Raw genomic sequence first — 20,099 nt, 5'->3', positions numbered from 1 at the left:
ATAATTATTTCACGATAATAACCTTCGTTTCCATTTAGTTATTAACAAGGGTAAAAAGACTTGTAATAAATGGGAGATACAAAAAGAGGTATATTTCCGGCTTTTTCGAATAATACATCTACGTGTACAAAAAAAAGAAAAGAGGGAATGGTGTGTGTGGATAACGTAATTGTCGTTCAAGCTTTAAACAAGTCCTACGGAACAAAAAAAGCAGTTAACAATCTTTCTTTTTCTGTTAAAAAGGGTGAAATTTTTGGCATTATCGGACCAAACGGAGCTGGAAAGACGACCACGATCGAGATCATGGAAGGTCTTCGAAAAAAGGATAGCGGTGAAGTGTCTATTTTAGGCATGAATCCTGAAAAAGATCGGAAGGTGTTGAATCACCGCATTGGTGTTCAGTTTCAAGCAACTTCAATTCAAAAGAAGATGAAAGTAAAAGAGGCGCTGAAATTATTTGCAGCGATCTACAATAAAAGCAATACAGGCGATGAGATGCTGAAGCTGCTCGGTTTAGAGGAGAAGATGGATACATACTTTGATGATCTTTCCGGTGGACAAAAGCAGCGATTAACATTGGCCCTAGCTACTTTACATGAACCTGAGATCATCTTCTTAGACGAGCCGAGCATGGGGCTCGATCCGCATGCAAGGCGTGAGATGTGGAACATTATCCGTTCGCTGAGAGATCGAGGCACAACGATTGTAGTAACCACACATTACATGGAGGAAGCGGAAAAACTGTGTGACAGGGTCGCGATGATCTATAACGGAGAACTTCGTGCACTCGATGAACCAAGCAGATTGGTTGAGGATATCTCTTCTCACTTCATCAGTTTCCGAAGTCCCGATTTTCCTGTCGCTCTACTTCATCAGATTGCCGGTGTCATAGAGGTGGAACATGATAAAGAGCTAGATGCGTTCAAGATTTATACCGAAGATCTTCAATTTTGCTCTTATTTCTTATTTAAAACAGCACATGAAGAAAACTATCATATCTCGGATTACAAATTTGAGAGAGGCACACTCGATGACTTGTTCGTTCACTATCTAAAAGGAGGGGAATCTGCATGACAGCCCTATGGCAACTAACACTGCTTGAGACGAAGATGTTTTTTCGAGATAAGCTGCAGGTGTTTTGGACGTTTCTGTTCCCCGTACTCATGATTTGGTTGTTCGGTTCGATGTTTGAAAACCAAGCTCCCGAAGGCTTTTCATTTGCGAGTCTTTATATCCCCTCATGGATTGGGGTAAATATCGTAACAACCGCCTTTTTTACATTGGGGACGGTCCTCACAGGATACAGGGAAACTGGAGTTCTTCGCAGATATCAATCAACACCACTCGCTCCATGGAAGATTCTCTTTGCTCACACGATTCAAGGAACGGTGATTTTTAGTTTTTCAGCAGTTGTTCTTGTGGTGTTCGGAACGCTCATGTTTGACCTTCATGCCCCTGTCTATTTAGGAAGCACGCTAGTCGCTTTGTTGCTAAGCATCCTTGCCTTCTTTCCGTTCGCACTCTTCTTAACATCCCTAGCGAAAAACGTAGGAACAGCAGCAGCGATCAGCTCGCTTTTTCTAAACCTTATGCTGTTTTTATCAGGAGCCACATTCCCGTTAGAGATGATGCCTGACGTTCTGCAATATATAGCAAAAATCCTACCTCTTTACTATGTGATCGAATTGCTGCGTGCAACATGGAACACATCTCCACTTTGGGAAAACTGGACGCCTGTTTTGGTGTTAAGCTCTATTGCTCTCGTTTCAATCGTGTTGTCGTCTGTGTTCTTTAAGTGGAGCGGAAAAGCGGAATAATAGAAGGTTAAACTTTTGAAAAAGTATTGGGCTTAGATTAGCCAATACTTTTTGTTTTGGACATGTATTTTCTAGGTGTTTTTTGGCGTGCTGAAAACGAAGTGGACAGTAAAAAGCGGAAAGTGGACAGTATTTATGCCGAAGTGGACAGTAAAACAGGAAAAGCGGACAGTAAAGTTTTTTTGAGTACTATAAGGCAGGATGCTTAGCGAAAGTTTTCAGGATTTCACCTCTAAATTCAGGGAATAGTAGTAGAGGAGTTTATATGTAAAATTTGGAGGCAGAAAACTATCGTTTCTATGCTGATTTCCCTTGAAGTGAAGGTTGTTTTTCTGTACAATGCTAGAGATGCTTTTTGAACGAAAATAAATGTTACATAAGGAGAGGTGCTTAAAACATGAGTGAGGTATATGTCCTTGATCATCCGTTAATTCAGCATAAATTAACATACATCCGTGACGAACGTACGGGTACGAAAGAATTTCGTGAGCTTGTTGATGAAGTAGCGGGGCTTATGGCTTTTGAAATTACACGTGATCTTCCATTGCAAGAGGTAACGGTGAAAACGCCGGTTGCTGAAGCGACTATGAAAACGATCGCTGGGAAAAAACTAGGGCTAGTACCGATCCTTCGTGCAGGGCTTGGAATGGTAGACGGAATCCTTAAACTTATTCCAGCAGCAAAAGTTGGACATGTTGGGCTTTACCGTGATCCTGAAACATTAACACCGATCGAATACTATGTGAAGCTTCCTTCTGATGTAGAAGAGCGTGATTTTATCGTGATCGACCCGATGCTTGCAACAGGTGGATCTGCAGCAGCAGCGATTGAATCAATCAAGAAGCGCGGCGCGAAAAATATTAAGCTTATGTGTTTAGTGGCAGCTCCAGAAGGTATTAAAGTGATTCAAGACGAGCACCCAGACGTTGATATTTTCTTAGCAGCACTTGATGAAAAATTAAACGACCACGGCTACATCGTTCCAGGTTTAGGCGATGCTGGAGACCGTTTATTCGGAACTAAATAAGCAGTAAATAAAAAACTGACTTGATCGCGGGTGTAAACCCTCTTTCGGGGCAGTTTTTTTGTTCGTAAAAAGGATTAAATCTTCGTTGTGAGCGAAACGCAAGTAATCCTGAGCGAAAACCAGACTCCATTGAGCGAACGGAGATCAAACTGAGCGAAAACTCTGCTTAACTGAGCGAAACTCATGGTCTAGTGCGCGAACGTGTAATAAATAAAAGAACACGTACCGTAAAACCGAAAAAAGAAGGCTGACATCCGTCAGCCCGCACATAACGTTTATTTAATTCATTTCCTCAAACTTCATATCAATAAGCTTGTTGTCATCATGCATTACGCCAACTTTTACAAGGTGCATCTTATCTTGTTGATACAACGTGAAGTCAAAGTAATCCGAGATTGTGCCGTCCGGACTGATGTTCCGTGTATCGTACTGATAATCACTTACTCTGCTGTTCGGATATTTTTTCCTCGTCTCAGCCAGAGCCATCTTGCCCCATTTTGCATAGTCTTTTTGTGTCACAGATGAATTTAAATCTTCTGACGGGGTCTGGTCATTATACTGAACGTTCAATGGCTTGGTACGATCTTTTTCCACATTATTTCTCATATCTGTAGATTCTTCTGTAGGCTTTTTGTCATTGTTCATGCAGCCGCCCGTCACTAAAATTCCAGTCAACGCGAAGAAAAGAATTAATTTTTGTTTCATGTCGAACAAGCTCCTTCCATATATTTAATGTAAGTATTTATCAAATAGGGTGATTTATTCAGGAATATGGAAAGTGCAGGCAGAAGTAGTAAACAAAGTGAATAATAAACCATTGAAACAAGCCACAAAATTTCCACAATTTATTTAATAAACCGTCCCGTAAGTCGTTGACATAGAAATGTCACTATTGTATTCTTACAAAGGGAATATGGTAAGGTTTACATTCTTGTGTTTACAAGGGTTTTCAAGAAAATTATTACCAGATTTCCAGAAGGAAGGAGTCCATACGATATGAGCAACGGGAAACGCCCTTATAAAGCGATGGCTTTAATGTCTGGCATTCTTTCTCAGCTTGTTGGATGCATTTTAGTTGGACTTTTTGGAGGGAAATGGCTGGACGAGAAAGTCGGCAATGAATTTCCAATCTTCCTTATCATCGGGTTGTTTCTAGGTCTTGGAACAGGTGTTTACGGGATGATCCGCTTAATATCGAAGTTTTCAGGGGACGGGCAATGATGAATGAGTACAAATCGGTGTTTTTCAAATACATAAAGTACACATTATATCTTCTCTCTCTTTTTTTCGTCGGTTATGCTGTCACTCCTTACAAAGCTATCTTTTTAGGACTGGCTCTAGGAACTGTGTTTAGTCTCTACAATCTTTGGAGCATGTATTCGAAGATCGACCGCATGGGACAAGCAGTGATTCAGCAGAAAAGAGTGAAAACACTCGGTTCACTTTCAAGGCTCCTCTTTGCAGGGTTAGCGGTGCTCATCGCGATGAAATACCCGGAACATTTTCATTTATTAAGTGTGGTAGTGGGATTGATGTCAGTCTACATTATCATGTTAATAGATTCACTAACTCAAGTTACACGTACTCCAAAGGAAAAGAGGTGAACATAGGTGGAACATGGTGCAGTTACAGCTGATTTTCTAGGTTTGACGTTTAACCTGTCAAACGTACTAATGATCACAGTTTCATCCGTTATTGTTTTCCTTATTGCGGTACTCGCTACTCGAACCCTGTCAATGCGACCAGGAGGAATGCAAAACTTCCTTGAATGGGTAGTCGATTTCGTAAAAGGAATCATCAACAGCACAATGGATTGGCATACGGGCGGACGCTTTTTAGCTTTAGGACTTACATTAATCATGTATATTTTCGTTGCCAACATGCTGGGATTACCTTTTGCAGTAGTAGTCGACCATAATCTATGGTGGAAATCCCCTACTGCAGACCCAACTATTACTTTGACTCTAGCAGTTATGGTAGTGGCGCTATCACACTATTACGGTGTGAGAATGAAAGGGTTCAAGGAATATGGAGCTGAATTCTTCAAACCGATGAAGTTCTTGTTCCCACTAAAGATTATTGAAGAGTTTGCGAACACATTAACGCTTGGTCTTCGTCTTTACGGTAACATCTTCGCAGGTGAGATGCTTTTAGGTCTATTGGTAGGTTTAACTAAGATGGGTATTTTTGCTGGCGTACTTGGAATCTTCCCATTAATCGTGTGGCAAGGCTTCTCAGTATTCGTTGGTGCAATCCAAGCATTTATCTTCACGATGCTAACAATGGTTTACTTGGCACATAAAGTAAGTCACGATCACTAATCTTCAGGAAATATCAAGCTTCTATAATAAGAAGCCCATTTTCATAAAAACTTTAAGGGAATTCAGAAGGGAGAAATTTTATCATGAATCTTATTGCAGCTGCAATCGCGGTAGGTCTAGCGGCACTTGGTGCTGGTATTGGTAACGGTTTAATCGTAGGACGTACAGTTGAGGGGATCGCTCGTCAACCAGAACTACGTGGTACTCTTCAAACAACAATGTTCATCGGGGTTGCATTAGTTGAGGCACTTCCAATCATCGGTGTGGTTATCGCGTTCATCGCGCTTGGTTCTTAATCCTTAAAACAACCACTGTTTATTACGATTTCTATAATGGCGAAGCAAGTTTCCCAATAGGGACTACCCTTCGCCATTCCTTATGTATGATTGATTGAAGGGAGGAAATGGTGTGCAAAACTTAATTCTAGGTGCTGCTGCAGGTGGAGGCCTGAACACAGGTGATATTCTTTACCAATTAGCTGCATTTTTAATCCTACTAGTATTATTGCGTAAATTCGCATGGGGCCCGTTAATGGGAATCATGAAGGAGCGCCAATCACATATCAACAGCGAAATTGATGCGGCTGAAAAATCCCGTCAAGAAGCTAAGAGCTATCTTGAGTCTCAAGTTGCTGAGTTAAAGAAAGCGAAAGAAGAAGCAAAGTCTATTATCGACAATGCTAAAAAGCAAGGCGAAGCACAAGGTGAAGCAATCATTAAAGCATCTCGTGATGAAGCTGAGCGTGTAAAAGAAGCTGCATTGGCTGAGATCGCTTCTGAAAAAGAAAAAGCAGTTGCTACACTTCGTCAAGAAGTTGCTGCTCTATCCGTTAAGATCGCTTCTAAAGTTATTGCAAAAGAACTTGATGAGAGCTCTCAGGAGAAGCTTATTAACGAATACCTTCAAGAGGTAGGCGAGTCTCGATGAGCAAAGATCAAGCAGTCGTAGCAAAACGTTATGCATTAGCACTTTTTGAAGTAGTTGGTGTTACGAAACTTGAAGATACAGTTTCAGAATTGCGTCTTGTGAAGAACGTACTGGAGCTTAACAAAGAGCTTCAAAAAGTTCTATCACATCCAAAAGTATCGAAGGATCAAAAGAAATCTTTGATCAAAGAGAGCGTTGGAGCTGAACTTTCTACCGCTGTAATGAACACGATCTATCTGATGGTAGACCGTAACCGTTACACATACATCACAGAGATGGCAGCGCAGTTCATTGAATTAGCAAATGAAGCACAAGGCATTGCCGACGCAAATGTATATTCTGTACGTCCTTTATCAGACTCAGAGATACAGAAGTTGGAGCAAACGTTTGCTGCCCGAGTCGGCAAAAGAGCGTTGCGCATTAATAATATTGTAGATTCTTCTCTTGTTGGAGGAATTAAGATCCGCATTGGCAACCGTATTTTTGACGGAAGCATCAGCGGAAAGTTGAATCGAATGGAACGTCAATTAGCTTCTAACGGAAGCTGAGAGGATAGGGGTGAAATTCATGAGCATTAAAGCTGAAGAAATCAGTGCTTTAATTAAAAAACAGATTGAAAACTATCAATCTGAGATCGAAGTTAATGATGTGGGTACAGTTATCCAGGTCGGTGACGGTATTGCCCGTGCCCATGGATTAGATAACGTAATGGCTGGTGAGCTAGTTGAATTTTCTAACGGTGTAATGGGTATGGCCCAAAACCTTGAAGAAAACAACGTAGGTATCATCATTCTTGGGCCTTACCAAGAAATTCGTGAAGGTGACGAAGTAAAACGTACAGGACGTATCATGGAAGTTCCTGTAGGTGAAGAGCTTCTTGGCCGTGTAGTTAACCCACTTGGACAGCCTATCGATGGCAAAGGTCCAATTGCGACTACAAAAACACGTCCTATCGAGCAAAAAGCTCCAGGCGTAATGGCTCGTAAATCTGTACATGAGCCGCTTCAAACAGGTATTAAAGCGATTGACGCACTTGTGCCAATCGGACGCGGACAACGTGAGCTTATCATCGGTGACCGTCAAACAGGTAAAACAGCTGTAGCGATCGATACGATCCTTAACCAAAAAGATCAAGATATGATCTGTATCTATGTAGCGATCGGTCAAAAAGAATCAACAGTTGCGGGCGTAGTAGAAACACTTCGTGCACACGGAGCGCTTGATTACACAATCGTTGTATCAGCATCTGCTTCTCAACCTGCACCAATGTTGTTCCTAGCTCCTTATGCTGGGGTATCTATGGCTGAAGAATTCATGTGGGCTGGCAAGCACGTATTGATCATCTATGATGATCTTTCTAAGCAAGCTGCTGCATACCGTGAGCTTTCCTTGTTACTTCGTCGTCCTCCAGGCCGCGAAGCTTACCCAGGGGACGTATTCTACCTTCACTCACGTCTATTAGAGCGTGCAGCGAAGTTGAATGACGACTTAGGTGGCGGATCCATCACAGCGCTTCCGTTCATTGAAACGCAAGCATCTGACGTATCTGCTTATATTCCAACAAACGTTATCTCTATCACAGACGGACAGATCTTCTTACAATCTGACTTGTTCTTCTCCGGAGTTCGTCCAGCGATCAACGCAGGTATCTCCGTTTCTCGTGTAGGGGGAGCAGCTCAGATCAAAGCGATGAGCAAAGTATCTGGTACACTTCGTCTAGATCTTGCTTCATACCGTGAACTAGAAGCATTCGCTCAGTTCGGATCTGACCTTGATAAAGCGACTCAAGCAAAACTTAACCGTGGTGCACGTACAGTTGAAGTACTTAAGCAAGGACTTCACAAGCCACTAAAAGTTGAGCACCAAGTTGCAATCCTTTATGCATTGACTCGTGGTTACATCGATGATGTAGCTGTTGAAGATGTAAACCGCTTTGAAGAAGCGCTTTACGCTCACATGGAAGCTAACTCTAAAGACGTTCTTGATGCAATCAAAACGACTGGTAAACTTCCTGAAGGTGACAGCCTAGACGAAGCGATCAAAGCATTCAAAAAGACATTCGCGTAAGATATATAGACTTTAAAAGCAGAGGTGCAGTTGCAGTGATGAGCTGCGCCTTGCAACCAGCTTACTATGTTTAAAATGAGGTTAACCGATTTTTAAACTACCAATAAAGGTGGTGAAAATGAATGGCATTAAAAGATATTAAAGCACGTATAGACTCCACTAAAAAGACCATGCAGATCACAAAAGCGATGGAGATGGTTTCAGCTGCAAAGCTAAACCGCGCTGAGCAAAATGCGAAATCTTTCGGCCCTTACGTGGACAAGATCCAAGAAGTGGTAGGAAGCATCGCATCTGGAAGCAACGCGAAACACTCTATGCTTTTAACACGTCCAGTGAAGAAGACGGGTTACTTCGTCGTTACAGCTGACCGTGGATTAGCAGGAGCTTATAACTCGAATATTTTGCGCCACGTTTACCGTACGATTCAAGAGCGTCACAAATCAGCAGATGAGTATGCATTGATCGTAATCGGTAAAGTTGGTGTGAACTTTTTCAAAAGCCGTAAGATGTCGATCTTGGACAGCATCACAGGCGTGGCAGACCAGCCATCCTTTGCTGAAATCAAGGCAATCGCTTCAAAGGCAGTCGGTCTTTATGCGGACGGAACATTTGATGAGCTTTACATGTATTACAACCATTTTGTAAGTGCCATTCAGAGCGATCTGACGGAGAAGAAGCTTCTTCCGTTAACAGATATCGCTGCAACAAAATCAAAATCTTCCTATGAGTACGAACCATCAGAGGACGAGATCCTTGAAGTGCTTCTTCCTCAATATGCGGAGAGCTTGATTTATGGTGCTTTACTTGATGCGAAAGCAGCCGAGCATGCTTCTCGTATGACTGCGATGAGAAATGCAACGGATAACGCTAATGAACTGATCGGCCAATTGAACCTCTCGTACAACCGTGAGCGTCAAGCAGCCATCACTCAGGAAATTACGGAAATCGTCGGCGGTGTAGCAGCTCTAGAATAGACTTTTATAAGTGATTCTAGCAGCTATTTTGCAAAGTAAGATAGGAGGGAAACCGATGAATAAAGGCTATATTACTCAAATTCTTGGACCGGTCGTTGACGTTAAGTTCGAAGGCCAGCTTCCAGAATTGCTTAACGCTTTAACTGTTAGCGCTGAGGGTGTTGACTTAACACTAGAAGTAGCACTTCACCTTGGTGATAACATGGTTCGTACAATCGCAATGGATTCAACGGATGGTCTTGTTCGTGGAATGGAAATCGCTGACTCAGGTAAGCCGATCTCTGTACCAGTAGGTGAAGCAACTCTTGGACGTGTATTTAACGTAACAGGTGATCACATTGACCTTGGTGAGGCAGTACCGGCAGATGTTCGCCGTGACCCGATCCACCGTTCAGCACCTTCTTTTGAAGAATTAACAACAAAAACGGAGATCCTTGAAACAGGGATTAAAGTAGTTGACCTTATCGCTCCATACGTAAAAGGTGGAAAAATCGGTCTTTTCGGTGGTGCGGGTGTAGGTAAAACAGTTCTTATCCAGGAGCTTATCAACAACATCGCACAAGAACACGGTGGTATCTCCGTATTCGCAGGTGTTGGTGAGCGTACTCGTGAAGGAAATGACCTTTTCCACGAGATGAGTGACTCTGGTGTTATCAAGAAAACGGCAATGGTATTCGGACAGATGAACGAGCCACCTGGAGCACGTGCACGTATCGCTCTTTCTGGTTTGACAATGGCTGAATTCTTCCGTGACGAGGAAGGACAAGACGTTCTTTTCTTCGTAGATAACATCTTCCGTTTCACGCAAGCAGGTTCTGAAGTATCTGCCCTTCTTGGCCGTATGCCATCAGCGGTAGGTTACCAGCCAACTCTTGCAACTGAGATGGGTCAATTACAAGAGCGTATCACATCTACGAAAAAAGGTTCTGTAACATCTATCCAAGCGATCTATGTACCTGCCGATGACTATACGGATCCGGCTCCAGCTACAGCGTTCGCCCACTTAGATGCAACAACTAACCTTGAGCGTAAACTAACAGCTATGGGTATCTATCCAGCGGTAGATCCACTAGCTTCAACTTCACGTGCACTTTCTCCTGAGATCGTTGGAGAAGAGCATTACGAAGTAGCTCGTAAAGTACAGGCGACTTTACAGCGTTATAAAGAGCTTCAAGATATCATCGCAATCCTTGGTATGGACGAGCTTTCTGAAGACGACAAGCTAGTTGTACACCGTGCGCGTCGTATCCAGTTCTTCTTATCTCAAAACTTCCACGTTGCAGAACAATTTACAGGACAAAAAGGTTCATACGTTCCTGTTAAAGAAACAGTTCGTGGATTCAAAGAAATCCTTGAAGGAAAATACGATGATCTTCCGGAATCAGCGTTCCATCTCGTAGGCTCTATTGAGGATGCTATTGAAAAAGCAAAAACTTTGGCCTAATGCCTGAAAGGGGTAAGATTGGATGAAAACCATTCAAGTCAGCGTAGTAACCCCTGATGGTCCTGTGTTTGAAGGAAATGCGAAAATGGTCAGCGCGAAAGCAAAAAGTGGGGAGCTTGGAATTCTTCCAGGCCATATCCCTCTTGTAGCTCCTTTAACGATCAGCGCCGTGCGTGTTCACGACGTTGATGGGAAAACACAATATGTGGCCGTTAGCGGTGGATTTATTGAAGTGCGACCTGAAAAAGTCACGATTTTAGCAGAAGCTGCTGAGATCGCTGGCGACATCGAAGTAGATCGTGCACGTGCAGCAAAAGAGCGTGCCGAACAGCGTCTTGCTAGCAACAGACAAGACAACCTAGATGCAGCTCGTGCGGAGTTTGCGCTTAAACGCGCAATGAACCGTATCGACATAGCAACAAAACGTTAAGTCAAAAGCCCTTCAGCTCTCTTTTGAGAGAGTTGGAGGGCTTTTTTTGTGTTTCTAGGGGGTATGTGATGGTATAGGGAGTGCGAGCGATGTCGAGGATTGTAAACTCGTGGATAAAGGAGCAAAACTTTTGGATTGAGGACTGAAATTCGTGGATAAACAGGCAAAACTTCTGGATAAACAGCCTAAACTTTTGGATTGCACAAATTTTATACCCCATAAGGTATATCGATTGTACAGTTTCGGGAACCGAAACTGTACCTGACCTTTTTCAGAAATCAAAAACCCCTCTGACTTGTCCAAAAATAAAGTCAAAGGGGTTCTATACGAGGACATCACGTTCAGTTTGAGAAGGTTGAACATCGGATGAATCGTTTTTTATTTAGTTTCTTCCAAAATTCGGCGGAGCACATGAGACCCTACGTAACCACAGCTGATCGCCATTTTCATCAGTCATCGCGTTCGTTTCTGTTACCTCTTCCATTTGAACCACTTCATCACCAAAAGGATTTTGAAAGTCGCCAACAGGAGAGATCACAGGTTTTTTTCTCTTTTTAATCATGCTTTTCACCTCCTCAAGCAAAGGAAGTGCTTAAAATATAGCTTCATTAAAAAAGCTATACACTATTTAATGCTCGTCCGTCGGTAGTTGTATGTGTTATTATCACTTAATATGTAAAAAAGGCGGTTTACCGGGGTTTTGCAATAAAATGTGAGAACTGGTGAATGATAAGAACGTAAGGGGTGTGCAAGATGAGCTTCCATGGACAAAAAGTTTTGCCGGCAGCGAGAAAGATGAAGGATTTTGAGAAGCTGCTAAACAGCAAATACACATATATCGTATGTTTGGATACGCATATCAGTCAGTTGAAATTCATGATTGCTATGGCGAACGAAAGAAAGAAGAAAGTTTTGGTTCATCTCGATCTGATCAACGGGCTGAAAGCAAATGAGTATGCAGTCGACTTTTTAGCACAAGAAATGAAACCAGCAGGAATCATTTCTACCCGGTCTAACTGCATCATTCGTGCTAAAAAGAAGAACATGATCGCGGTTCAGCGTTTGTTTTTATTAGATTCATTAGCACTTGAAACGAGTTATAAAGTGATCGAACGTGCTCAGCCAGACTATTTAGAGGTTTTGCCAGGCATCATGCCGGAAATAATAAGAGAAGTGAGTGAGCAAGCGGGTATACCGGTAATTGCTGGTGGATTAATTCGTACAAAAGTGAACGTAATGGAAGCACTTGAAGCAGGTGCAGAGGCTGTGACGACTTCAAACCCGGAATTGTGGATCTAATGTTCTTGTGAAATAACGTTTGACAACGTTTTCATCCTTGTTATAATAGAGACAAGTTCATAAACGTGACGGAGAACATGGAGATCCACAAGGGTTACTTATAGCAAAACTATAGGTATCTTTTGCTGGGTCTTTTTTTGATGAAATCCGGACACATCATTGCACTTATATTTGATAGCGATTGCACAAAAGGAGGAAAATACATGTCAACATTTATGGCAGAACTGATAGGAACAATGATTCTAATCATATTTGGCGGGGGCGTTGTTGCAAACGTTTCCTTGAATAAATCAAAAGCCCAAGGTGGGGGATGGATCGTTGTCGCACTTGCTTGGGGGTTAGCTGTTGCAATGGCGGTATATGCAGTCGGAAGCTTTAGCGGTGCACACCTTAATCCGGCAGTAACACTAGGTCTTGCTTCAATCGGTGAATTTGCTTGGTCGGATGTGCCAGCATATATCATTGCACAAATAATCGGTGGTATCTTAGGAGGAATGGTTGTATACTTCCACTTCCTTCCTCACTGGAAAGCAACAGATGATCCAGCGGTAAAATTAGGAGTTTTTTCAACGGACCCTGCAATTCCGCATACGTTTTCGAATCTTTTATCAGAATTCATTGGAACTGCGGTTTTACTAGTAGGATTATTGTCAATTGGAGCGAATAAATTTTCAGACGGGTTAAATCCACTGATCGTCGGATTCCTAATCGTAGCAATCGGGTTGTCACTTGGAGGACCAACAGGTTATGCCATCAATCCGGCACGTGACCTTGGTCCAAGGATCGCACATTTTATCTTGCCTATACCAGGTAAGGGTGGATCCAACTGGACGTACTCGTGGATTCCAGTTGTAGGACCAGTGCTTGGAGGAGTTTTCGGAGCATTGTTCTATCAAGCTGTTTTTACAGGAAAAGTTACAACGTTATTCTGGATTTGGACAGTGGTATCACTAGCAATCTTTGCTATAACGTTCTTCTTAGGAAGTAAAGGCACACATGCACTGCCTCATGGAGATGAAATAGAAAACTAAAACAAGAACAAACCATTTTGGGAGGGTTTACCTATGGAAAAGAAATATATCATTGCACTCGATCAAGGAACGACAAGCTCAAGAGCGATCCTTTTTAACAAAGCAGGAGAAGTCGTTGAGATCTCACAAAAGGAATTTAAGCAGCACTTCCCGAAGCCAGGCTGGGTAGAGCATGATGCACAAGAAATTTGGGGAACGATTTTAGCAGTAGTGGCTGAAGTTTTATCAAAAACAGATACAGACCCAGGCGAGATTGCTTCGATCGGAATCACGAATCAGCGTGAAACAACGGTCGTTTGGGACAAAAACACTGGAAAACCTGTTCACAACGCGATTGTTTGGCAGTCTCGTCAAACCGCTGAAATCTGTGATGAGCTAAAAAACCAAGGCTTAAACGATAAATTCCGAGATAAAACAGGACTGTTGATCGATGCTTATTTCTCAGGAACAAAAGTTAAATGGATTCTTGATAACGTTGAAGGTGCTCGTGAAAAAGCAGAAAACGGTGATCTATTATTCGGTACGATCGATACATGGCTAGTTTGGAAGCTAACAGGTGGAAGAGCGCACGTAACGGACTATTCAAATGCTTCACGTACACTCATGTACAATATTTACGATCTTAAATGGGATGACGAGCTTCTTGAGATCTTAGGCGTTCCGAAATCTATGCTTCCTGAAGTAAAATCATCTTCAGAAGTATACGGTGAAACGATCGACTATCACTTCTTCGGTAAAAATATTCCGATCGCAGGTATCGCAGGCGATCAGCAAGCGGCACTTTTCGGACAAGCTTGTTTTGAAAAAGGAATGGCGAAGAACACGTATGGTACAGGCTGTTTCATGCTTATGAACACAGGAGAAAAAGCGGTTAAGTCAGAGCATGGCCTTTTAACGACGATCGCTTGGGGTGTGGACGGGAAAGTAGAGTACGCACTTGAAGGAAGTATTTTTGTTGCTGGATCTGCCATTCAATGGCTTCGTGACGGACTTCGTATGTTAAAAGATGCGGCAGACAGTGAAGATTATGCAGAGCGCGTTGCATCAACAGATGGCGTTTATGTTGTGCCAGCATTCGTTGGCCTCGGAACTCCTTACTGGGATTCAGAAGCACGCGGTGCGATCTTCGGACTGACACGCGGTACAGAAAAAGAGCACTTCGTTCGTGCAACACTTGAGTCACTTGCGTATCAAACGGCTGATGTTTTAACAGCGATGGAAGCAGACTCAGGTATCGAGTTGAAAAAACTTCGTGTTGATGGCGGAGCAGTTAAGAACAATTTCTTGATGCAGTTCCAAAGTGATATTTTAAACGTTCCGGTTGAGCGTCCAGAAATCAATGAAACGACGGCACTCGGCGCTGCATATTTGGCAGGTCTAGCAGTCGGTTTCTGGGGCGATCGTCAAGAAATTGCAGATAAATGGAAAGTGGACAGAGACTTCGACGTAAACATGAAAGAGGAAGAGCGTAAAGAGCTTTATGATGGCTGGAAAAAAGCTGTTGAAGCAACGATTGCGTATAAACCTAAAGCATAACCCTTTCAAAATCTAGAAAACTGCGTTATACTAATCACAAGTTGATATTGAACCGGTTGGAGATCAGGAGAGACCACAAAACCTCGTACAAACGATGCGGGGTTCTTGTGGTCTTTTTTGCGTGCATACGTGCCAATACACGGAAATGTTGAAAAATGTGTGTTGGGTTCGCTGATTCCGGGAAAACTACCCGTATTATATATGTCCAACGGTTCTGTACAGAAGGAGTGAAGAGAAAATGACAGCATCATTTTCAACATATAAAAGAGAAGAAATCATCACAGGTATGAAACAAGAGAAGCTTGATCTTCTTGTAATCGGAGGAGGCGTAACAGGAGCGGGAATTCTTTTAGATGCCCAAACGCGTGGTATGAAAGTAGGTCTTGTTGAGATGCAGGACTTTGCTGCTGGAACATCCAGCCGATCTACAAAACTTGTTCACGGCGGACTTCGTTATTTAAAACAGTTCGAAGTAAAACTCGTTGCAGAAGTTGGTAAAGAACGTGCGATCGTATACGAGAACGCTCCACACGTAACAACACCAGAATGGATGCTGCTTCCGTTTTATAAAGGCGGTACGTTCGGAAAGTTCTCCACATCCATCGGTCTAAAAGTGTACGATTTCTTAGCAGGCGTAAAACGTAAAGAACGCAGAAAGATGTTTTCAGCTGAAGAAACATTACGCCGTGAACCACTTTTGAAAAAGGATAACTTACTTGGCGGCGGATATTATGTTGAATACAAAACAGATGACGCTCGTCTAACGCTTGAGATTATGAAAGAAGCAGTAGCACGCGGAGCATCAGCTGTGAACTACGCGAAAGTTACAAGCTTTATCTATAACGGAAAAAGAGCGGTCGGTGTAAAAGTGGAAGACCAGCTCACTGGTGAAATTCATGAGATCTACGCGAAAAAGATCGTAAACGCAACAGGTCCATGGGTAGATGAGCTTCGTGAAGAAGACCGTTCGAAAACAGGAAAAGAGATCCACCACACAAAAGGGATTCACCTTGTTATTGATGGCTCAAAGTTCCCATTAAAACAAGCGGTCTATTATGATACAGAAGATGGCCGTATGGTTTTCGCGATCCCACGTGCGGGTAAAACATATATTGGTACGACAGATACAGATTATAAAGGAGACCTTGCAAACCCAGGTATGACGGAAGAGGATCTTCAATATGTATTGAACACGATCCACTTCATGTTCCCAGACGTGAAGATCACGCGCGACGATGTTGAATCTTCATGGTCAGGACTGCGTCCGTTGATTCACGAACCGAAAAAAGGACCTTCAGAAATTTCTCGTAAAGATGAAGTGTTCCACTCACCATCCGGATTGTTAACAATCGCAGGTGGTAAGCTGACTGGTTACCGTAAGATGGCTGAAAAAGTCGTGGATATCGTTCGTGATCAGCTAGGTGAAGAAGAAGGCGCGAAATTCCCTGGATGCCGCACGCAACACATGGAATTATCTGGCGGTAAGATGGGTGGGAGCCAAAACTTCGCAGACTTCCTTCGTACGAAAGTACAAGAAGGCTTGGCGTTAGGTTTGGATGACGCGAAAGCTCGTGAGCTCGTTCAACGTTATGGCACGAACATCGATATCGTTTATGGTTATATGAAAGAACGCGGTGAAGAGGCGAAGAGCTACAACTTACCAGTAAGTTTGTACGCATCACTACTCTACGCATTAGAGTATGAGATGACATCAACACCATCTGACTTCTTGATCCGCCGTACGTCGGCTCTATACTTTGACATCGATACGGTGTATGAGTGGAAAGAAAATGTGATCAACTGCATGGCAGACAAATTGGGCTGGAACGCAGAACAAAAACGTGAGCATGCAGAAGATTTCGAAGAGCAATTGCGATTGTCTGTTGAGGCGATCTGATAAAAGTATATAGGTATGGCAGAAAGGCATCCCGCTTGGTTGAGCGGGGTGTTTTTTTATGTGTGGGGTATATGAGGAGTTATTTGTGACTGACAGGTGTCGAGGTTTGTCGACTTGAGGATAAATAGCCAAAACTTTTGGATTCAAGCTAAAAACTCGTGGATTGTACACCGAATTTTGTGGATTGAAGGCTTAAATTTCTGGATTGGATCTCAAAGATACCCAACAGGGTATACATAACAAACAGTTTCGTTCACCGAAACTGCACCTATATTAGCCAAAACAAAAGGATGATCCCATAACACGGCGGGAGCATCCTCAATTCTTGATAAATGTTGAACGTGATAAGTAATCTGAAGGGTATTTTTGAAGCAAATATTGCAAAAAAAGATCCATTTCATAAGGCATTTCATCATAATACTCTTCATCTGACTCTCTCAACGTGGTCAGCAGCGAAAAAAAGTGCTGCTTGTCCACTTCCTCGGCTGATTTTTTAAAATAACCCCAAACATGTTCTAATGTGTTGCATAAAGCACGTCGCTCAAAAGGTTTTTCCTTATACTCAGCAATCAACAGCTTAACTTTTTCATAGTCAGAGTCAGATTGAGCATCCCTCATCTGCCCTTGAACCTCTTTGTAAAAGTTGTAGCCCTTAGCCATCACGGTGTATTTTTCACTCGCCCACAGCTGTTCGGTCTCTTTTTTCAATTGAGATCACATCCTATAATAACGACATTTCATTAAAGATAAATGTAGAGAGCAAGTGCGATGATCGAAACAAGGATCACCACTGCATAGATGAGTGTAAGGCGCACGAGGTTCTGACGCGTTGAACTTCCGTATTTTTCGTCCTGTGTTTTAGAAATCATGATCGTACCGACTAACCCAGCGATCGAGATTACGACAATCAAGAAATAAGCAATCCACCATATATCCATTACGAATCTCCCCTTTACACCTATCATACTGCTAACGGTGACGAGTCACATCCAAAAAATTTACAGGATTATGAACATTTCTATAGAAAAATAAGGGGGAGACCCTAATATAGTGTAAGTAACATATGTGAAGAAGCACATCGACACAAAATATGGAATTTGCTATAATTAAAGCGGTTACAGAATTTAAAAAATTCTGAAGATTAGGAGGTAGTCAGAATGGATTTTTATCATCTGTATCAAAACAATTACCTCATTGTGGCTGTATTTTTATTTTTAGGGGTCCTTTTGCCGGTTGTCGCATTGACTGCAGGCCGTTTATTGCGCCCTTATAAACCATCAGCAGAAAAATACACCACCTACGAAAGCGGCATTGAGCCATTTCATCAAAGTTGGGTTCAGTACAATGTCCGCTATTATTTGTTTGCGCTCATGTTCGTTATTTTTGATGTTGAAACCGTATTTTTATACCCCTGGGCCGTTGCCTATGAAGAGCTAGGCGTGTTCGCTCTCATCGAAATGGGGATTTTTGTTGTTCTTTTAACGTTAGGTCTTGTATACGCTTGGAAAAAGAAGGTGCTGAAATGGACATAAAGTGGGAACTTACGGCTGAAGAACGCGCCGAACTAGACCGCAACGTATTCATGGTAACACTCGAACAAGTGAAAGCCTGGGCCAGAAGTAACTCACTATGGCCGTTAACCTTTGGACTCGCCTGCTGTGCGATTGAAATGATGGGCACAGGTTCGTCTCATTATGACTTAGACCGTTTCGGAAGTATATTCCGTACTTCACCTCGTCAATCTGACGTGATGATCGTTTCAGGAACCGTAACGAAAAAGATGGCGCCCGTTTTAAAGCGATTATATGAACAGATGCCAGAACCAAAGTGGGTCATCGCGATGGGATCATGCGCCACAGCTGGAGGACCTTACATCAAATCGTATGCTGTCGTAAAAGGTGTCGATCAGATCGTACCCGTGGATGTATACATACCAGGATGTCCACCTAACCCTGCTGCACTCATTTATGGCATCAACAAGCTTCAAGAAAAAATCCGTTATGAAGCGAAGACAGGCAAGAAGGTGATGAGCGAATGACAGATAAGCAAAATGATTCTAATGAAGGATTATCGATAGAAGAACAAAAGAAAAAAGCAGCCTCAGAAGCGAAAGCAAAAGCGTTGGAGCTTGCGAAACAGCGCCAGGCTGAAAAGGCAAAGGCGGCTGAACAGTCAGAGCCGAAAGCAGCCGAACCGGAGTTAACAAAAGAAGAGCTAAAAAAGAAGGCAGCCGCAGAGGCAAAAACCAAAGCCCTTGAGCTCGCGAAACAGCGCCAGGCTGAAAAGGCAAAAGCTGCAGAAGTAACAGAGCCGACCGCAGCTGAACCGGAGCTAACAAAAGAAGAGCTAAAAAAGAAAGCGGCTGCAGAAGCGAAGGCAAAAGCGCTTGAACTTGCAAAACAGCGTCAGGCTGAGAAAGCAGAAACATCAGAAGTTCCAAAAATCGATGAGCCAACAGACGATCTTGCGAAACAAAAAGCACTAGCCGCCGCGAAAGCGAAAGCAGCCGCAGCAGCAAAGGCGAAGGCAGCAGCTGCCGCTAAAGCAAAACTAGCAAGAGAGAGTGGAGGCAACGCATCCACCGAACCCGCTTCAGACGATGAAAAAGCGAAAGCAGCGGCAAAAGCAAAGGCTGTCGCTGCAGCCAAGGCAAAAGCTGCCGCCGCTGCAAAAGCGAAGGCTTCCCGTGAAGCAGGGTCAGATGCACCAACTAGTCCAGCAGGTGATGACGAAAAAGCGAAAGCGATCGCCGCAGCCAAAGCAAAAGCAGCTGCAGCCGCAAAAGCACGTGCTGCCGCGAATGCAAAAGGTGCAGCAACTGAACCTGTCGCAGAAGAAAAACCATCACCAAACCAACCTATCCTCGATACCTACACAAAAGTCATCAAAGAACATCTAGGAGAAGATGTACTCGAAGATTCCTATATTAACAGACTGTCAAAAGACGTCCCTACCTTAGTTGCAAAACCTGAATCCTATTATAAAATTGCGGAGTTTTTAAAATATAACGACCAGCTTCGTTTTGATTATTTATCTGAAATGCACGGCACGGATTTTGAAACGCATTTTGAAGTCTATAACCACCTGTATTCTTACAATCATCGCCAGTCCGTTGCATTAAAAGTAAAGATAGACAGAACGAGCGCTACTACCCATTCCATTACCCCGTTATGGGAGGGAGCAAACTGGCCAGAGCGTGAAACGTATGATCTTTTAGGCATCCATTTTGAAGGTCATCCGAACTTAACGCGCATCATGCTGCCAGACGATTGGGTAGGATATCCGCTTAGAAAAGATTACGAACCACATGACGTGGAGGTGTAGAGACA

At 43.0% G+C, this 20,099-nt stretch carries 24 protein-coding genes; 20 read left to right on the top strand and 4 right to left on the bottom strand.

Annotation, left to right across the window (positions count from 1 at the left end):
• Positions 1 to 156 precede the first annotated feature (156 nt).
• From IHV12_RS05750 to upp, 3 genes are all read left to right on the top strand, one after another.
• Entirely contained in the window at positions 157 to 1,074 is a 918-nt protein-coding gene (locus IHV12_RS05750; RefSeq protein WP_197190172.1) for an ABC transporter ATP-binding protein, read from the top strand.
• Positions 1,071 to 1,817 carry an ABC transporter permease gene (locus tag IHV12_RS05745; RefSeq protein ID WP_197128299.1) on the top strand — a complete coding sequence of 249 codons (747 nt, stop codon included), beginning with the start codon at positions 1,071 to 1,073 and terminating at the stop codon, positions 1,815 to 1,817. The genes IHV12_RS05750 and IHV12_RS05745 overlap by 4 nt, the downstream gene beginning before the upstream one ends.
• A gap of 397 nt (positions 1,818 to 2,214) precedes the next feature.
• A complete protein-coding gene (gene upp / locus IHV12_RS05740; RefSeq protein ID WP_137791119.1) occupies positions 2,215 to 2,844 on the top strand; it encodes a uracil phosphoribosyltransferase in 630 nt (209 codons plus the stop codon).
• A gap of 279 nt (positions 2,845 to 3,123) precedes the next feature.
• Here upp and IHV12_RS05735 read toward each other — a convergent pair whose 3' ends face one another.
• Positions 3,124 to 3,549, bottom strand: coding sequence for a DUF3889 domain-containing protein (locus tag IHV12_RS05735; protein WP_197190171.1), 426 nt, complete (start codon positions 3,547 to 3,549; stop codon positions 3,124 to 3,126).
• A gap of 291 nt (positions 3,550 to 3,840) precedes the next feature.
• On the opposite strand from IHV12_RS05735, the gene IHV12_RS05730 reads away from it, so the two are divergent.
• The 10 genes from IHV12_RS05730 to IHV12_RS05685 all read left to right on the top strand — a co-directional run bounded on the left by IHV12_RS05730 (position 3,841) and on the right by IHV12_RS05685 (position 11,007).
• The gene (locus tag IHV12_RS05730) at positions 3,841 to 4,065 is read left to right on the top strand and encodes an AtpZ/AtpI family protein (RefSeq protein WP_066244770.1); all 225 of its coding nucleotides are present in this window, start codon (positions 3,841 to 3,843) and stop codon (positions 4,063 to 4,065) included.
• Positions 4,062 to 4,448 carry an ATP synthase subunit I gene (locus IHV12_RS05725; protein WP_191754312.1) on the top strand — a complete coding sequence of 129 codons (387 nt, stop codon included), beginning with the start codon at positions 4,062 to 4,064 and terminating at the stop codon, positions 4,446 to 4,448. The genes IHV12_RS05730 and IHV12_RS05725 overlap by 4 nt, the downstream gene beginning before the upstream one ends.
• Positions 4,449 to 4,454: 6 nt before the next feature.
• Complete coding sequence (gene atpB, locus IHV12_RS05720; RefSeq protein WP_197128303.1) at positions 4,455 to 5,165, top strand: F0F1 ATP synthase subunit A; 711 nt, start codon at positions 4,455 to 4,457, stop codon at positions 5,163 to 5,165.
• Positions 5,166 to 5,248: 83 nt separating this feature from the next.
• Positions 5,249 to 5,461: a F0F1 ATP synthase subunit C gene (gene atpE / locus IHV12_RS05715; RefSeq protein ID WP_066244772.1), complete on the top strand. Its 213-nt coding sequence runs from the start codon at positions 5,249 to 5,251 to the stop codon at positions 5,459 to 5,461.
• 112 nt (positions 5,462 to 5,573) lie between these two features.
• Positions 5,574 to 6,092, top strand: coding sequence for a F0F1 ATP synthase subunit B (gene atpF / locus IHV12_RS05710; protein WP_137791115.1), 519 nt, complete (start codon positions 5,574 to 5,576; stop codon positions 6,090 to 6,092).
• A complete protein-coding gene (locus IHV12_RS05705; protein ID WP_197190170.1) occupies positions 6,089 to 6,640 on the top strand; it encodes a F0F1 ATP synthase subunit delta in 552 nt (183 codons plus the stop codon). The genes atpF and IHV12_RS05705 overlap by 4 nt, the downstream gene beginning before the upstream one ends.
• A 19-nt stretch (positions 6,641 to 6,659) precedes the next feature.
• Entirely contained in the window at positions 6,660 to 8,159 is a 1,500-nt protein-coding gene (gene atpA / locus IHV12_RS05700; RefSeq protein ID WP_197190169.1) for a F0F1 ATP synthase subunit alpha, read from the top strand.
• Between the two features lie 122 nt (positions 8,160 to 8,281).
• The gene (gene atpG, locus IHV12_RS05695) at positions 8,282 to 9,133 is read left to right on the top strand and encodes an ATP synthase F1 subunit gamma (RefSeq protein WP_066398937.1); all 852 of its coding nucleotides are present in this window, start codon (positions 8,282 to 8,284) and stop codon (positions 9,131 to 9,133) included.
• A gap of 55 nt (positions 9,134 to 9,188) precedes the next feature.
• Complete coding sequence (gene atpD / locus IHV12_RS05690) at positions 9,189 to 10,577, top strand: F0F1 ATP synthase subunit beta (protein WP_144696930.1); 1,389 nt, start codon at positions 9,189 to 9,191, stop codon at positions 10,575 to 10,577.
• 22 nt (positions 10,578 to 10,599) lie between these two features.
• Positions 10,600 to 11,007 carry a F0F1 ATP synthase subunit epsilon gene (locus IHV12_RS05685; RefSeq protein ID WP_197190168.1) on the top strand — a complete coding sequence of 136 codons (408 nt, stop codon included), beginning with the start codon at positions 10,600 to 10,602 and terminating at the stop codon, positions 11,005 to 11,007.
• A 382-nt stretch (positions 11,008 to 11,389) separates the two neighbouring features.
• On the opposite strand, the gene IHV12_RS05680 is transcribed toward IHV12_RS05685, so the two are convergent.
• Positions 11,390 to 11,569 (bottom strand): hypothetical protein, encoded by a 180-nt coding sequence (locus tag IHV12_RS05680; protein WP_197190167.1) that lies wholly within the window; start codon positions 11,567 to 11,569, stop codon positions 11,390 to 11,392.
• A gap of 191 nt (positions 11,570 to 11,760) precedes the next feature.
• On the opposite strand from IHV12_RS05680, the gene IHV12_RS05675 reads away from it, so the two are divergent.
• From IHV12_RS05675 to IHV12_RS05660, 4 genes are all read left to right on the top strand, one after another.
• Positions 11,761 to 12,306 carry a glycerol-3-phosphate responsive antiterminator gene (locus IHV12_RS05675; RefSeq protein WP_144696936.1) on the top strand — a complete coding sequence of 182 codons (546 nt, stop codon included), beginning with the start codon at positions 11,761 to 11,763 and terminating at the stop codon, positions 12,304 to 12,306.
• Between the two features lie 203 nt (positions 12,307 to 12,509).
• Entirely contained in the window at positions 12,510 to 13,337 is an 828-nt protein-coding gene (locus IHV12_RS05670; protein WP_197128307.1) for an MIP/aquaporin family protein, read from the top strand.
• Between the two features lie 33 nt (positions 13,338 to 13,370).
• Positions 13,371 to 14,873: a glycerol kinase GlpK gene (glpK, locus tag IHV12_RS05665; RefSeq protein ID WP_197190166.1), complete on the top strand. Its 1,503-nt coding sequence runs from the start codon at positions 13,371 to 13,373 to the stop codon at positions 14,871 to 14,873.
• Positions 14,874 to 15,111: 238 nt separating this feature from the next.
• Complete coding sequence (locus IHV12_RS05660; protein WP_197190165.1) at positions 15,112 to 16,770, top strand: glycerol-3-phosphate dehydrogenase/oxidase; 1,659 nt, start codon at positions 15,112 to 15,114, stop codon at positions 16,768 to 16,770.
• A 318-nt stretch (positions 16,771 to 17,088) separates the two neighbouring features.
• Here the strand turns inward: IHV12_RS05660 and IHV12_RS05655 are convergent, their stop codons facing one another.
• The gene (locus IHV12_RS05655) at positions 17,089 to 17,478 is read right to left on the bottom strand and encodes a DUF1722 domain-containing protein (RefSeq protein ID WP_197190164.1); all 390 of its coding nucleotides are present in this window, start codon (positions 17,476 to 17,478) and stop codon (positions 17,089 to 17,091) included.
• A 32-nt stretch (positions 17,479 to 17,510) separates the two neighbouring features.
• Positions 17,511 to 17,708, bottom strand: coding sequence for a hypothetical protein (locus tag IHV12_RS05650; RefSeq protein WP_066398908.1), 198 nt, complete (start codon positions 17,706 to 17,708; stop codon positions 17,511 to 17,513).
• A gap of 219 nt (positions 17,709 to 17,927) precedes the next feature.
• Between IHV12_RS05650 and IHV12_RS05645 the strand changes: the two genes are divergently transcribed.
• From IHV12_RS05645 to IHV12_RS05635, 3 genes are read left to right on the top strand one after another with little or no spacing between them, the layout of a single operon-like run.
• Positions 17,928 to 18,302: an NADH-quinone oxidoreductase subunit A gene (locus IHV12_RS05645; RefSeq protein ID WP_066398906.1), complete on the top strand. Its 375-nt coding sequence runs from the start codon at positions 17,928 to 17,930 to the stop codon at positions 18,300 to 18,302.
• The gene (locus IHV12_RS05640; RefSeq protein ID WP_137791106.1) at positions 18,293 to 18,808 is read left to right on the top strand and encodes a NuoB/complex I 20 kDa subunit family protein; all 516 of its coding nucleotides are present in this window, start codon (positions 18,293 to 18,295) and stop codon (positions 18,806 to 18,808) included. The genes IHV12_RS05645 and IHV12_RS05640 overlap by 10 nt, the downstream gene beginning before the upstream one ends.
• On the top strand, positions 18,805 to 20,094 hold the full coding sequence (locus IHV12_RS05635; protein ID WP_197190163.1) for an NADH-quinone oxidoreductase subunit C: 1,290 nt from the start codon (positions 18,805 to 18,807) through the stop codon (positions 20,092 to 20,094). Before IHV12_RS05640 ends, IHV12_RS05635 begins: the two co-directional genes overlap by 4 nt.
• The last annotated feature ends 5 nt before the right edge of the window (positions 20,095 to 20,099 follow it).

Origin of the sequence: Fictibacillus sp. 7GRE50 (assembly GCF_015903875.1) — a bacterium.
GTDB classification, from domain to species: Bacteria; Bacillota; Bacilli; order Bacillales; family Fictibacillaceae; genus Fictibacillus; species Fictibacillus phosphorivorans.
Note: the sequence above shows the minus strand (reverse complement) of the source record. Positions and strands in the feature narration are given on the sequence as shown.

Bases quoted from the DNA above. Each gene is read 5' to 3' on its own strand.
- IHV12_RS05725 (WP_191754312.1), top strand. From the start codon at position 4,062: ATGATGAATGAGTACAAATCGGTGTTTTTCAAATACATAAAGTACACA.
- IHV12_RS05645 (WP_066398906.1), top strand. From the start codon at position 17,928: ATGGATTTTTATCATCTGTATCAAAACAATTACCTCATTGTGGCTGTA.
- atpE (WP_066244772.1), top strand. From the start codon at position 5,249: ATGAATCTTATTGCAGCTGCAATCGCGGTAGGTCTAGCGGCACTTGGT.
- IHV12_RS05705 (WP_197190170.1), top strand. From the start codon at position 6,089: ATGAGCAAAGATCAAGCAGTCGTAGCAAAACGTTATGCATTAGCACTT.
- upp (WP_137791119.1), top strand. From the start codon at position 2,215: ATGAGTGAGGTATATGTCCTTGATCATCCGTTAATTCAGCATAAATTA.
- IHV12_RS05735 (WP_197190171.1), bottom strand. From the start codon at position 3,549: ATGAAACAAAAATTAATTCTTTTCTTCGCGTTGACTGGAATTTTAGTG.
- IHV12_RS05745 (WP_197128299.1), top strand. From the start codon at position 1,071: ATGACAGCCCTATGGCAACTAACACTGCTTGAGACGAAGATGTTTTTT.
- IHV12_RS05635 (WP_197190163.1), top strand. From the start codon at position 18,805: ATGACAGATAAGCAAAATGATTCTAATGAAGGATTATCGATAGAAGAA.
- IHV12_RS05730 (WP_066244770.1), top strand. From the start codon at position 3,841: ATGAGCAACGGGAAACGCCCTTATAAAGCGATGGCTTTAATGTCTGGC.
- glpK (WP_197190166.1), top strand. From the start codon at position 13,371: ATGGAAAAGAAATATATCATTGCACTCGATCAAGGAACGACAAGCTCA.
- IHV12_RS05640 (WP_137791106.1), top strand. From the start codon at position 18,293: ATGGACATAAAGTGGGAACTTACGGCTGAAGAACGCGCCGAACTAGAC.
- atpD (WP_144696930.1), top strand. From the start codon at position 9,189: ATGAATAAAGGCTATATTACTCAAATTCTTGGACCGGTCGTTGACGTT.
- IHV12_RS05670 (WP_197128307.1), top strand. From the start codon at position 12,510: ATGTCAACATTTATGGCAGAACTGATAGGAACAATGATTCTAATCATA.
- IHV12_RS05680 (WP_197190167.1), bottom strand. From the start codon at position 11,569: ATGATTAAAAAGAGAAAAAAACCTGTGATCTCTCCTGTTGGCGACTTT.
- IHV12_RS05650 (WP_066398908.1), bottom strand. From the start codon at position 17,708: ATGGATATATGGTGGATTGCTTATTTCTTGATTGTCGTAATCTCGATC.
- IHV12_RS05675 (WP_144696936.1), top strand. From the start codon at position 11,761: ATGAGCTTCCATGGACAAAAAGTTTTGCCGGCAGCGAGAAAGATGAAG.
- IHV12_RS05685 (WP_197190168.1), top strand. From the start codon at position 10,600: ATGAAAACCATTCAAGTCAGCGTAGTAACCCCTGATGGTCCTGTGTTT.
- atpA (WP_197190169.1), top strand. From the start codon at position 6,660: ATGAGCATTAAAGCTGAAGAAATCAGTGCTTTAATTAAAAAACAGATT.
- atpG (WP_066398937.1), top strand. From the start codon at position 8,282: ATGGCATTAAAAGATATTAAAGCACGTATAGACTCCACTAAAAAGACC.
- IHV12_RS05660 (WP_197190165.1), top strand. From the start codon at position 15,112: ATGACAGCATCATTTTCAACATATAAAAGAGAAGAAATCATCACAGGT.